At 42.9% G+C, this 13,687-nt stretch carries 9 protein-coding genes; 2 read left to right on the top strand and 7 right to left on the bottom strand.

Annotation, left to right across the window (positions count from 1 at the left end; genetic code table 11):
* Window positions 1–98: 98 nt before the first annotated feature.
* On the bottom strand, window positions 99–1,052 hold the full coding sequence (locus tag ACJJIY_RS01150; protein ID WP_445358929.1) for a hypothetical protein: 954 nt from the start codon (window positions 1,050–1,052) through the stop codon (window positions 99–101).
* Between the two features lie 846 nt (window positions 1,053–1,898).
* Here ACJJIY_RS01150 and ACJJIY_RS01145 point away from each other — a divergent pair.
* Window positions 1,899–4,325 carry a glycoside hydrolase family 19 protein gene (locus ACJJIY_RS01145; protein ID WP_445358928.1) on the top strand — a complete coding sequence of 809 codons (2,427 nt, stop codon included), beginning with the start codon at window positions 1,899–1,901 and terminating at the stop codon, window positions 4,323–4,325.
* A 147-nt stretch (window positions 4,326–4,472) separates the two neighbouring features.
* On the opposite strand, the gene ACJJIY_RS01140 is transcribed toward ACJJIY_RS01145, so the two are convergent.
* The 5 genes from ACJJIY_RS01140 to ACJJIY_RS01120 form a co-directional block, all read right to left on the bottom strand.
* The gene (locus tag ACJJIY_RS01140; protein ID WP_445358927.1) at window positions 4,473–5,288 is read right to left on the bottom strand and encodes a NosD domain-containing protein; all 816 of its coding nucleotides are present in this window, start codon (window positions 5,286–5,288) and stop codon (window positions 4,473–4,475) included.
* Window positions 5,289–5,683: 395 nt separating this feature from the next.
* The gene (locus ACJJIY_RS01135) at window positions 5,684–6,907 is read right to left on the bottom strand and encodes a hypothetical protein (protein ID WP_445358926.1); all 1,224 of its coding nucleotides are present in this window, start codon (window positions 6,905–6,907) and stop codon (window positions 5,684–5,686) included.
* A gap of 278 nt (window positions 6,908–7,185) precedes the next feature.
* Window positions 7,186–7,350, bottom strand: coding sequence for a hypothetical protein (locus tag ACJJIY_RS01130; protein ID WP_282931392.1), 165 nt, complete (start codon window positions 7,348–7,350; stop codon window positions 7,186–7,188).
* A gap of 128 nt (window positions 7,351–7,478) precedes the next feature.
* Window positions 7,479–8,837, bottom strand: coding sequence for a hypothetical protein (locus ACJJIY_RS01125; RefSeq protein ID WP_445358925.1), 1,359 nt, complete (start codon window positions 8,835–8,837; stop codon window positions 7,479–7,481).
* A 511-nt stretch (window positions 8,838–9,348) separates the two neighbouring features.
* Window positions 9,349–9,459, bottom strand: coding sequence for a hypothetical protein (locus ACJJIY_RS01120; RefSeq protein WP_353057086.1), 111 nt, complete (start codon window positions 9,457–9,459; stop codon window positions 9,349–9,351).
* A 1,177-nt stretch (window positions 9,460–10,636) separates the two neighbouring features.
* Between ACJJIY_RS01120 and ACJJIY_RS01115 the strand changes: the two genes are divergently transcribed.
* Entirely contained in the window at window positions 10,637–11,476 is an 840-nt protein-coding gene (locus ACJJIY_RS01115; protein ID WP_445358924.1) for a right-handed parallel beta-helix repeat-containing protein, read from the top strand.
* A gap of 846 nt (window positions 11,477–12,322) precedes the next feature.
* Here the strand turns inward: ACJJIY_RS01115 and ACJJIY_RS01110 are convergent.
* The gene (locus ACJJIY_RS01110) at window positions 12,323–13,636 is read right to left on the bottom strand and encodes a hypothetical protein (protein WP_445358923.1); all 1,314 of its coding nucleotides are present in this window, start codon (window positions 13,634–13,636) and stop codon (window positions 12,323–12,325) included.
* Between the last annotated feature and the right edge of the window lie 51 nt (window positions 13,637–13,687).

Below are 13,687 nucleotides of genomic sequence, written 5' to 3'. Positions count from 1 at the left end.
ACAATTGCCCGCTGGCCAGTTGCTAACGGGCAATTATCGATTGGGCGGTTCCTAAGCCCAGTACAGTCAAAACTCTCGATTAAAAATCGTAATCTTTATTATTGGGATATCATCCCGATATTGCCATTGCCCACTTGACTGGCTGAGATATTTCCATTGACTTCACTCTGTGAAATATCAATAAAATTATCCAGCCCATTCTGTTGAGATAAGGCGAAACTCGAAGTACCCTCCTGAAATGCAACAGCCTCATTAAACATACCTTCCTGTGTGGTGGTGATGTTCATGAGTTCACCTTCTTGTCGAGAGGAAGAGATATTGTCCGACCCGATCTGACTTGTTTGGGCGTAGCTGTTTTCATTGAATATTTGCCAGAGAATGGCATTGTTGCCATCACCTAATTGGGTGACTTCACTAGTAAGGAACTCGCCAAAGTTCTGCAAGCTGGTCGCCTCATTTCCTGTTCCGTTTTGTGTCACGGTAGAGGTATAGAAGGTACCGCGTAGTTGAATTAGGACACCATCATTCAAGGTTCCTGTTTGGAGAAGTGAGCCTGAGTGGAAATCACCACTTGTGGCGCGAACAAACCCCATATTACTTTGTCCAGATTGGAACAAGTAGCCTGTATTGCCAATGGAGTCACTTTGGAAGAGTCTACCGTTATTCAATAGCCCCTCCTGATAGATTTCCCCATTAGTCGTAGTGGTAAGTATCTGGGTACTGAGTGCGGTCTGATTATCACCCAGTTGCACAATTTGCACCGTGGTTGAAGTGCTTTCTTCTTGGCTGGCGATGGCGCTGTTACTGTCTCCAGTTTGCATTTGAAGTATGTAGCCCAAGGATGAATTCACAGATTGCATCGCTTCGGCAGAGTTGGAGCTACCTGTTTGCCTTTGTTCTATTAAGTTATTTTCAATGGTTGAGTCGGCTTGCTCGGCTGTTGCCAGATTGCTATCGCCGAATTGCTCTACAGTGGCAGTACTTGTGTCCGCGTGGCTAAGAGTACCTAACAACAGAATTGTGGATGAAAAAAGGATAGGGTAAGGCTTCACAAAGATCTCCCTTTGTTGAACTAATTTGAGTTCTTTCCTGCTTGGGGCACGGGGTGCTAGCCAAAGGATAAGTGACAGTCAGTTACGGCTTATTACTGCTGATATTGCCGATCTAAAGTGTCGCTATGGAGTGAGGGAAATACTATGGGCCAGAAGTACTTTTATTTTGAGAGAAAAGTCACTGACGAAAGATACAGGAATTGTGAAAAACTGCATTTATCAGTGGTGGTTCCTGGTTAGATTGGGAACTTTTTCTCACTTAGACGATGTAAAGCGCCATGAACTTGTCTATCGGTGTCTGTTGGCTAGGTAATTATCCTTACATTTTGATCCTGTATTGTTATTGGTAAAACTTTTCTCTTTTATGGTTTTATGTAGATTTAAAAACCTATAATTTCCGCTTTTTACGTGCCTTTGATCTTGAATTTAGACATTTGCTCACTGGCGCACGTGACCTGTGTCGATGTGGTCACGAAATATTCTGTTTAAATCTGGAACCATTCCGTTTGCTATTTATCGAAACTGCTGAGTACGTATGGGGCTATTTGAACAGCGTACAGAAATAAAGTAAGTGTTTGTGATAATTATTAAAGGTGCAGGGGCAGTTGCACCCAGTTGAGTAAATAAAGACGGGGAAGGGAAGTGGGCTCCTTTCAATTTAGAGCATCCTGGCAGTGTATAAATATTTATGCCAAGAATGTCTGCTCTATTTATTAATGCCTTCCGTTATACGTTATTCACACAAGCTCTCGATCTCTATTTTTGCAAATAATACCTGGCAGTTTGGTATTTGCCTCATCGCGTAAAACTTTAAATAGAACCCTAAAAACGACAATTGGAGATTCTATGAGCCATATTTTTATTCGCACAGCCATAGCATCGGCGCTGATGCTGGGCGCTCAAGGCTTGAGTGCGGCACAACCCGCCGACGACTACGTTGCGGGGCAGAGTTATTCCGGTGGCAGCCAGGTTTGCTACGGGGGAAACTTATATAAAGCTCAATGGTGGGCAACAGCTTCTCAAATTCCCTCGGATGCCCTGACAGCAGAAAACCGCTGGGACTCCCCCTGGATTTTGGAAGAGTCAGGTGCGTGCGATACCAGTGGTGGCGATGACTCCAATTCCGGTGATGGTGATAACACTGATTCTGATGATGATACTGATACCGGAAATAACGGAGACACGGATTCAGGTAACAATGATGATACAGGTTCCGGCAGCGGTGGTGGCACTGATGACTCCGATACTTATATTTCCGGTCAAAACTATCGCAAAGGCGAAGAAGTTTGTTACGACGGCGACCTATTTGTTGCCCAGTGGTGGGCTAATGGTGACGACCACCCCACCGATGCATTAACGGCTGAAAATACCTGGGGTTCCCCTTGGCTTCTTAAGGAAGCGGATGGTTGCTCCAGTGATGGCGGCTCCGATGACGACACCGGCACCGGTGGCGATGATAGCGGCAGTGGCAACGATGATAACGACAACAGCGGCGATGGCAACGATAACTCTGACAGCACTCCCATTACGATCAGTGCTTCAGTGTCGCAGTCACAAATTACCGGTGGTGGTACTGTAACACTTGATGCCAGTGCCTCCGGTGGCGACGGCAACTTGTCTTACAGCTGGGCTCAATTATCCCCGGCCTCTCCTGAAGCAGATATTGCCTCTGCGACCAGCGCATCCACCACTGTTACCCTACCTTCAAGCACCTTTGATGTGAGCTATGTCTTTAGCCTGATCGTCAGTGATGGTGACACTACTGAAGAAGCACAGATAACCGTGCAAAACCTCGCGGTGGACGATACCGATGAAGACGACGATGATGATAATACCGATGGTTCTGAAAGCTCAGTAACCGCAAATATATCGGCCTCAAGTATCAATGTAGGCTGTAGTGGAACGGTTAATCTGGATGGCTCAGGTAGTACCGGCGGCAGCGGCATCTCTTATATCTGGAGCCAAACCAGTGGCCCGGTTGTAAAGATGACCAACTATACCGGCAGCGCTACCTCAGTGACCCTGTCTGAGGTATACAGCGATGTAACCTACACCTTCCAGCTGACGGCTTCTGACTCCACCCAAGCCAGTGATGTGGACGAGGTCTCCATTAGCCAGGATGGCTGTGCCGCAGCCGATGGCTATGTGATGGGCATCAGCGAACTGGAAGCTGCAGAAGAGTCGATTACCAGCAGTGATTCCCTGCTTCAGGAAGTAAAGGACACTGTCGAAACCCGGGACAACGCCGTGGTTGAGGCGGTGCAACCTGGCCGCAGTGCAAACCCTGAAAATGTCCTCCGCGTTGAGAGCATCCTGTCTGAAGAAGACTGGGATTACCTTTTCGCCCTCAGAGCGGAAGAGTACACCTACACCAATTTCCTCCGAGCCGTAGCCAAGTTCCCAGCTTTCTGTGGTGACTATACCGATGGCCGCGATGCCGAGGCGATCTGTCGCAAGTCGATGGCTGTCATGTTTGCACACTACGCCCAGGAAACCGGTGCCCACGCAACCGGTTGGGAAGTGCCGGAATGGCGCCAGGGCCTTTACTGGTTGCGGGAAATTGGCTGGACTGAAGATACTTCCGGCGGCTACGGCGCCTGTGATACCAGCAGCAGCTGGGCAGCTGAAGCATGGCCCTGTGCGATCAATAGTGATGGTGGCTACAAGAGTTACTTCGGCCGCGGCGCCAAGCAGTTGAGCTGGAACTATAACTACGGTCCCTTCTCCCAGGCGATGTACGGTGATATTTACACCCTGCTGGAAGCACCGGAGTTGGTAGCGGATACCTGGTTGAACCTGGCAAGCTCCATCTTCTTCTTCGTCTATCCACAGCCACCCAAGCCAAGCATATTGCATGTAATCGATGGCACCTGGGAACCGAACAGTGTGGATCTGGCCAATAACCTGACTGCTGGATTCGGTGTTACCACCAATATTATTAATGGAGCGATCGAATGTAGTTCTGGTACTGAAGACTACCGCTCACAGTATCGGATCGAGTACTACCAGAGCACAGCGGAATACTTCGGTGTAGAAATTCCGGCAGATGAAGAACTCGGTTGTGCCAATATGGGGCAGTTCCAGACTGGTGGTGCAGCATCCCTGGATATTTACTGGGATAAAGATTGGGGATGGTCTGCGGATACCCCAAATAATGAGAGCTACGCATGTCAGTTGGTGAATTACCAGACTGCCTACTCAGCACTGAATGAGGGCGATTATGCCAAGTGTGTTGAGGGCAACTTTGATATGACTATCGATTACCAAGACTAAAAACCAGGGGGCCGAATAGCCCCCACCCAAACCCTTTCAGTGACCTGGTTCTCCCCCGCAGCCAGGTCACTTTTTTATTGCCTTTCCTTCGGTGTTATCTTTCTCTGAATCTATCTACAGGCATATACATTCCTGTTAGACAAAAATTTAATCCAGGCAGCTGGGGTTAGCCGTTGTAAAAGTGTTAGAGATCCATGTATTGGAAGACGTACAGGCATCGGCATTGGCGTCATTAAGGTCGAAGCCAACGCCGAAGCCGCCCGCATCAACTCTGTTGCCAGTGATAAGGTAATTGGTTTGCGCAAACTCCTGCATCAATATGCCGCTAAACATAATATTTAAAACGGTATTTTGCGTAATAATACCCCCGGACGAGCTTCCGATAACGATACCATTCTCTCCTGTTACGAAACTTCCAGTTACTGGCTCTATGGTGTTTTGCGAAACGAGTGCATAGTCCCCTTGGATAACAATAGAGTCCCTCTCGTTATTTACAATTTCATTTGAAAGTATGCTGTTAAAATCCCCATCGGAAGAGATACCCATTTCGGTATTTAAAGAAATTGTCGAACTGCTAACAAAGTTGTTATTGCTGGTTAGGGAAATACCTATTTCGTTAGTTTGCACTAGGATATTGTAAATTCCATGAAATCCCGAGTCCTCTGCGCTGACGCCGGTATAACAATTCTCAATGGTTCCGTTTGCAAGAAATGCCCCCTGACCAGATAAAATGATGCCAGTATTCAGCACTGGAAGTGCGGCACAGTGCACGGTAAATCCATTCATATCCAGATTGCCGCCGGGGCCGGATATAGTGATTGGCGGTGTGGCAGTACAGAATAAAATATCTTCTGTCATTGTTTCAGCGGTGGTAATGGTATCTCCGCACTGAACGTCGGCAAAACATAGGGCTGGTAAAAGCATGGGTGCACAAATTAACGGGAAATATTTTCCGGTTTGCATAGGATTTCTTCTCTGCCAGTTACTTTAAGGTGACGTTTAAAAGAGATCTTTTGAGCGGATCTTCTGAGAAAAATATAGATATGATTGATTGGCGGGTGAGGTAATAGATGACGGAGATCAGGCCTGGAAAACGGGTACATATTATCAATATTTGCATAGATTCCAGCCAAACAAGTAGGAGTAATTAGCGGCTCAGAACTTCCTCAATAGGCTGATTTTATACGTGCAGATTACTCTTTTTAATCTGTGGTATTGTGCTCGCGCCTTGTGTATAAGGCGGAAATATACGATAGGGCTAATAAACTATAATGCCGCCGGATATCACAAAGGATATTGGCGGCATGGTGTTACAACATATTCAAGAGCTACTTAAAAATAGGGGTGCCGGTTTACTCCTACTGTGTGACCTGGGCAAAGTTGGCGCTGCCGATTTGGATCGTGAAAGAGGAATGACCTTCACCAGATTGTGATATCTCCTTGTAATGCCCTTCGCCAATTTGTAGGAGTGTGAGGGAATTATTCAGGCCACTTTGTGAGATCACTGCTTCACTGGAATTGCCAATTTGGGCAACATCTGCACTGAGAATAGTGCCATCCTGCTGTAGGCTGACGGTATTAGCTGTTCCGATCTGTGCAACCAGCAAGTGTACATCAAGCCCTAACTGATCAGTATCCACTGCATTTTGGCTTCCGAGCTGAGCAATCTCACCACTACTTATCAGTGTATTTTGGTCGGCCTCAACACTATTTCCTGAACCGCCTTGGGTAATGATTAGGGAGCCATCTTCAGATAGATTCTGGTTAGTAGTCGCTGTATTTAAGGTTCCTAGCTGGGCAATAAATACACTATTAGAGTTACTAATAGTCTGGGTAGTTTCAGCGGAGTTCTGAGTGCCATTTTGTAATACTTCTGCACTATCAGAAGTGGCATCCAGCTGAGAAATCTTCGCATAGTTATTACCTCCAATTTGGGTAATAGACCCTTGAGCGGTGTCGCTGTCAATTTGATCAATACGGCCTGTATTTAATGATCCGACCTGAAGCAGAGTTCCAGTGCTACCAGACCTTAGCAGTTGCAGAATATTCCCCGTATTTGATACTCCAAATTGTTGAAGTGTGCCACTAGCAGAACTTATATTCTCCTGGTAAATTTCCGCAGAGTTTTGTTCTCCCACTTGAGTGGTGAGTGATGAGATTGAAGAGGTCACAACCTGTTGGGAGGTAGCGGTATTCGATACGCCGATTTGATTGACGATAATCGATCCGTCTGATGAGCTTCCCTGGCCAGCATTAGCGCTGTTACTATCCCCTGTCTGAGAAGTGTTGATATGCCCATTACTGGTATTTTCCTGGGCAGTCTCACTGTCATTGGCGACACCGATCTGGCTTTGCACGATGGTGCTTTCACTGGTTCCATCAATTTGGAGGGCATCCTCGCTGTTATTGACTCCAATTTGAGTTTGTACTATTAAGCTGTTGTTAACATCAGAGTCTGCATTATTGGCTGTGGCGGTATTACCTATGCCAGTTTGGTTTTGGATTACAAAATTGTTTTCGGCAAAAACCACACTGCTGATTGCCAACGCAAGTGAGCTAAAGATAAGTGGTGAGATTTTCATAAGTTACTCCTTTAAACTAAAAATCCCTAAATCATTGTCCGTTCAGTTACTGCTTCCTCCTTGTAAATCGAATTGACCACTGATATCCACTAGAGGCTCTGCCGATGAACGATACTGCATACAGAGCCTAATCCTGTGAGTTTTGGATATAACTATTGCTGCACACTGGCAAAGTTGGCATTACCAATTTGTAACGTAAATGAAGTTTGGTTTACATACACTTTGTGAAATTTCTTCAGAATGACAGCAGCCAATCTGGATTAATATCATCAAATTTCTCAGATCCGTATGGGTATTGTCTGCCTCATGGTACTGCCATTTTGTGTTACAGCGGTGCTCAGAAAGGCCCTACCTTGCTGTGAAGTAACAAAATTATTCTCGGCGATAGCAGCACTGCTGATGGTCAGCGCCAGGGAATCGGTAAGGAAGGAAGAGATTTTCATAAGATACTCCTTGACTACAAAATCTCTATGACAGCATATGGTGATGTTTAGGCGATGTGCTTATTAACTTTTGCATATTGAGTAGGTTAAGATGCCCAAAGGGCACCTTAACGAAAGTCTCTATCAGTCTACTGTATAAATGTAGCGCTATTGCCGTCTCCAAGTTGGGTAACACTGATAGCATCATTAAAGCCAGTTTGCGTAACCGATATGTAGTTACTGCTACCGTCTTGAGATAATGTTGCAGTGTTTTGCATGCCGCTCTGGGCCAATTCAATCAAATTCAAGTTACCTGCCTGCAGCATGGTTGCTGTCTCCATATCTCCATCCTGTGTTGAGGTAATTTCGTTCTCATCACCTTCCTGGGTGATATCCAGTGAGCCACTGAATGCTGATTGGCTAGCTGAAACCATATTCATATTTCCAATTTGTTCAACAGAGGATGTATCCGATGAACCGCTTTGTGTCACAGTAGCATCGTTTTGTGTACCGTCCTGGGAAATAATATTGGAGCTATTGTCAGTCGACGCCTGTAAGGCTGTAGCCATATTGGATGAGCCTGACTGATAAATTTCAATGTTGTCACTGGCTCCTGATTGTGTTGCCAAAGCCATATTATTGTCATCACTTTGGCTAATATAAATGTTACTTTCAAAAGCACTACTTTGTGTGGCAACCGCTGATTGATTATCCCCATATTGGTAGATGGATAATGTATTGTCTGCAGTATCAAAACTAGTAGCACTGGCAAAATTGGAGTCTCCGGACTGTACTACGATAGCACTATCGGAACTTGAGGTGTTTCTGTTAATTGAGGCATTGTTGAAATCACCAACCTGACTTATCAAGTCTGAATTGGTAAAGGAGTTAAGGTGAGATATCCCAGCAGCATTTTGTTGCCCGAATTGAATTGTGGTAGCGCTGTTACCAGAGCTTGCTGTGTTTTGCAATGTAGTTGAAATATTTAAGTCACCGGATTGAGTAATGACTACAATATTGCTGGAACTCGTGTCCTGAGTACTAGTAGCCAGGTTTTGATCGCCATACTGGCTGATTGAAATAGAATCAGAATCTGAGGAGGTTTGTTCAGAGCTGGCAAAGTTAGTGTCACCATTCTGGAGGATTTCACTGCTACCGTTTGAAGCGGTTTCCTGACTGGTTAAAACGATATTGTTATCCCCGACCTGGAGTGCTGATGCCGTAGTGCTGGTTGTGGCATCTTGTGTCGAGGTGACACTATTATTATCTCCCTGCTGTGTTTGATAAATGACGCCGCTGACATTGCCATTAGTTTGACTGGCATCAGCGTCGTTGTTATCACCAATTTGTGTTTGCACAATAAGGTTATCAAACACGGTCGGATCACTTTGATCAGCTGTCGCGTTATTATCTGTACCCATCTGGTTCTGGATGACAGTATTTTCCGCATAGGAAATCCCACTGATCATAAAGGATAAGGCCGTGGCTATAAGGGAATAGGTCTTCATTGGATAACTCCTTTACCAATTTGGACTTTGGGTGGTAAGCATATACTCTGCCTTTAACATCCATATAAAGGCAGAGTGTTTTTCGTGTTTCTACGAAAAATTATGTGCGGTCAATAATGATTGGGAATCTTAAGTGGAGGCTAGTACATAAAAAGTATCACTCTACTACACGATGATATGGTTTAAAGCCATAGGTTGGGTTGTTAGCCATTTGATTTATAGCGTCAGATCAATCAAAGGCTACTTTAATTTTTGTCGATGAATTGGTATGTAGCTATGAGAATTTAGTTTGGCAAAGTTAGGAATAAAGTCGAGTTTGTGTTTTGACTGACTACGTACTAGGCTGATCTATATTTTATAGATTGACAAGAATATAGGGAGGTTGCGCCCTGATGATCACATCAGCTCACCGATCAGCACAGCTTTCGAGACAACCTTGAAAGGGCTAGGTTATTTCTGCTGGTAGTTTGCGCTGTTGTCACCACCTATTCGTAGTATGTCAGCACTGCTATTAACCCCCAGTTTGCATCATTTGTATAAAGTTATTGCTACCAATTGGGGAGAGTTCGACAGTATTTTGTCTCCCACTCTGGGTTAGACTGAGCCTATGATCGCTACCTATTTGGTGAGTGTAGAGGTGAGTCTCTTCTCCACTCTAAGTGACATTTAAACTATTAATATATCCCTCCTGCAGTAGTTACAGTTCGCTACTTGTACCGCCCAAATTCACTATTTTAATATTACTACTGCCGAGTTGATTAATAATGACCTCATTATTAGCTGTAGAGATAAGACTAATATCGATAGTGTGCCTGGCCCCAGCTTGTATAAGCTCTACTTTGTCATTATCATTAACACTGTGAATTAGAAAAACCTGGTTGTCCGCACCAACTTTCTTGATATAGTCTATTGCTGAGTTTGTCGTGCTAATAAATACCTAGTTTTGATTGGTATCACCGATTTGAGCGGAAAGTGTACTATTACTAGAGCCATTGTTTGAATCTAGTATTGTTGGTTTGTTACTAAGTCCTATCTGATGAAATTGCATTTCTCCATTAATAATATTACCTTGTAAACTAGTGACAGAATCTTCTGTGTTTTTTTGATAGATAGAAATAGAAGCATTTTTAGAGTAGGTTTGAACACCTTGGGCGTTATTTTGATGGTCTAACTGGATATAGTTAAAGTGGCTGTTAGTAATGGAGTCTTGTAGTGAACTTCCCTGGTTGCTATCGCCAATCTGGTAGCTAATACTAGTAATATCACTTTGGTCAGTAGTGGCACTGTTAGCGCTACCCTACTGATACAGTGATGTACTATTTGCTTCAGCCAAAGAATTTGTGGCAATAAATGAAGATAGAGAGACGTAAATACCAGCCTTGGTGTACATGATAACTCCTTTCTATGACCGAACATTAAGTAACAGTTTCCCGAAGTTAGTACTTCTATCATGAGTAAATTTTATATAAATAACCTAAGTTATTTCATAATAAGCTGCATGCACTAGCTGGCGAATAAAATCGTACTTTCCAAAATTGGATCAGAGTATGGTGTTCTGGATTAAATGCTAGTAATCATTAAAAAGTAATTGCGCCAGCTTAAGATTCTATTTTTAATCGTTGCTATCGATATAGCTGTGCTAGCTTCTTCAAAAGAATGGCGTAGTTTTTATTCGTTCGAACGTCAATTATTTTAGGAAATTTTTCTTATGGTTGAAGCTATTATTACATCCAAACTTAGGGGACTCAGTATCTCTGTGCTGAGATGTATTCTTTATTCTGAACTGATAGGAGTTGGATGTGAAAATTAAGCAGTCTGTAGATAAGGTGGCACTATTAGCGATAATGGCTTTTTCGGCGTCTTCATATTCATCAATTGCCTTGGCTGAAGTGGCTTGTGGCGATGTAATTACAACTGCAGAAGTGCTCACTGAGGACTTATCTTGTGATCTAACTACCGATGAACCTGATGCACTTACTATTGTCGGCCCAAGTGGCAGCTTAAATATGGGCGACTATTCCCTGACCTGTACCACAGGAGGAGACCTAGGTGGTGCAGGAATTCGAATCGAAGGCAATGGCGCCACCCTCACTGGAGGCGTTATAGATGGCTGTTTTGATGGAATTTTCTTAGAGGGAGAGGGGTATCACAAAGTACTTGGTACCGAAGTTGTTAATAGTGTTAATGATGGGATAGATATAGATAGTATTTACAATACTATAAATGACTGCGTTATTACTGATAGTGGTAGAGTCGGAGTCGATATGGATGATGACTACAATACTTTTTCTGGCTGTACCGTAACAGGTAGTGTTGCCGACGGAATCCAGGTGGATGATAGTTTTTCGCGAGTTTTTAACAACACTTCAAGTGGAAATGGAGGAGCTGGTATTCTGATAGAAGGATCGTCAAATAATGTGATATCACAGAACACAACTACCGATAATGGCAACGGTGATAGCCAAGATGGTGGTATAGTTCTTATTTTTACTAATTCCAACTTCAATATTATTTCTGCGAACTCTTCTTTTGATAATGATCCTTTTGATCTGAGGGATACAGTTGACCCTGATTGCAGTGGTACTAATATTTGGGTAAACAATGAATATCTCACTAAAGATCCAGATTGCCTGGATTGACTATTCTTAATAGACAATTTCTTTTCCATGGGCTGTTAAATTTGGTGGTAACGTTTTGTGGAATTTTATAGATCGATTTACTTAATTTTTTTATAAAGCTTACCAATCAGCAATCTATTAGGGGCTCGTATATGAAATATATGAGCTTCCTTTATATAGCATAATATAAATATATTTATATCTATTATAGTGAAATGTGGTAGAGGTTTAATTAAAATAAAAATATCTCTAAGGTGAGCATCTTGTAAAGGGCTCTCAGGCGTGTATTTTTCACTTTAAATGTTATTGTATGAATTAAATAATATTTGCATCTAAGTGTTGATATGTTTCCATGTATGAGATTTTGATGTGGAAGATTAGATGAGTATTTTAAAAGTTAGGCATTAATAGGATGTTGAGTTGAACAGCAGGTATGCGGTTAGTAAGCATGATCTAAATGTTAAATATATATTCCTAAGTTCACCACTTAAAATACGTTGGATGTCTGATGGCGTATATGTAGCCAGGTATTTGAAATTTTCAAGAGGGGACTTTTTTGGAGAGTACTATGTGAGTGCAGCGATGCTGTAGTGTTTCAGTAATTTGGGGGGGCGCAAACAAACCGAAGAGTGTGAGTAAGTGTGGGTGTAATTTTAAATTGCCTCTTTTTGTGGTATTACCACGATATTCAATGTGCTGATGGTTGGTTCTATAAGAAATAGTAGTTTTGGGGATGCACTGAGACGATAGATATGATAACAAAACAGAATAATATATATTCAATAATTGTATCAGTTCAGTGAATCCCCAATTTATGATCACTAAATATTTTTCTATGAAATTAAAGTGAGCTTGAAGCCAGGCATATTATTGCATTATGTTTCCGCTATTGTTGTCTCCAAACTGTGTCATGGTAGTTGAGGCAGATGGGTTCGCCTGCATGGCCTGTAGAAAATTATTATTTCCACTTTGTGAGAGTGTGGCCCAGCTACTCATACCTGTCTGGTTAAGATCGATTTCGTTGAGCGTACCATTTTGGTCTGTATCAGCAGAAATCAAATCACCATCCTGAAAAATAGAGAGGACATTTTGTGTACCTGTTTGCGTACTTAGAAGGCTATTTGATGATCCAGTTTGGCTAGCCAAGGCCATATTTTGTTCGCCATTTTGTGAAAGGGTTAATATTGATGAATCACTCATAATTTGGAAAGCAATTGCATCGTTGGCAATGCCTATCTGATTGACCTCTACTGTACCATTGCTACTAAAGGCGTGGCCTGATCCCCCGATAATATTTTGATCACCTATTTGAGTGATAGAGCCGATTACATTATTACTTGAACTTATCGATACACCGCCTAAATTATCATTTCCTATTTGCTGGATAAATGTCTGGCTCATCGTGCTATCAATTTGGCTGGAACTTCCTTGGTTTGCATTACCATCCTGATTGGAAAAGGTACTTCCGAAACTGCTACTCGAGTTACTGGCTCCACCAAGGTTGTCTACGCCACTCTGAATAACGGTGCTTGTCATAAAGTCTGAGCTGTTAAACTGGGAAATTCCACCGTTGTTAAGTGATCCAGTTTGTAAAACTACGGAGGTGGTGTTGTCTGTATTAAGGCTTGCAGATGCAGAACTAATATTTTGAGATCCATCCTGGCTAATAAATATGGAGTTGTTATTTGAATTGTTGAAATGAGAAGCCGAAGATTGATTGTCAGTACCAATCTGAATAATATTTGTGCTGTTTGAGCTGGAGTTAAAATTTACAGTCGAAGTGAAATTGATTTCACCGGTTTGGGAGACAAAGTTGGTGTTATTAGAGTCACCAAGCATACTGGATGTAACTTCGTTAGTATTACCCATCTGCAAGGTTGTCAGCGTTGTGCCTGTACTATCCTCCTGGCTCGCGTTGGCTAAGTTTCCATCTCCAATCTGGGTCTGAATAATCACGCCATCACTGCTATTAATGATCTGTTCCGCCTCGGCTGTATTATCATCCCCATTCTGGGTTTGTACAATTAAATTATTGGTAACGGTGGGATCGCTTTGGTCTCCCATGGCCATGTTGTTATTGCCGGTTTGGTTTACAATATATGTATTACTAGCCTGTACTGTAGCGCTGATGCTAATTGCTAAAATACATGGGATTGCTGGAATATGAAAAGGCATTCTCATTGATAAAACCTCGACTTCTTTACTGTAGTCATTTTCCTAAAACAAAATTTT

It is taken from the genome of Microbulbifer maximicatervae (SeqCode) (assembly GCF_052468155.1).
The sequence above is the reverse complement of the archived record's forward strand: the minus strand, read 5'-3'. Positions and strand labels throughout refer to the sequence as shown.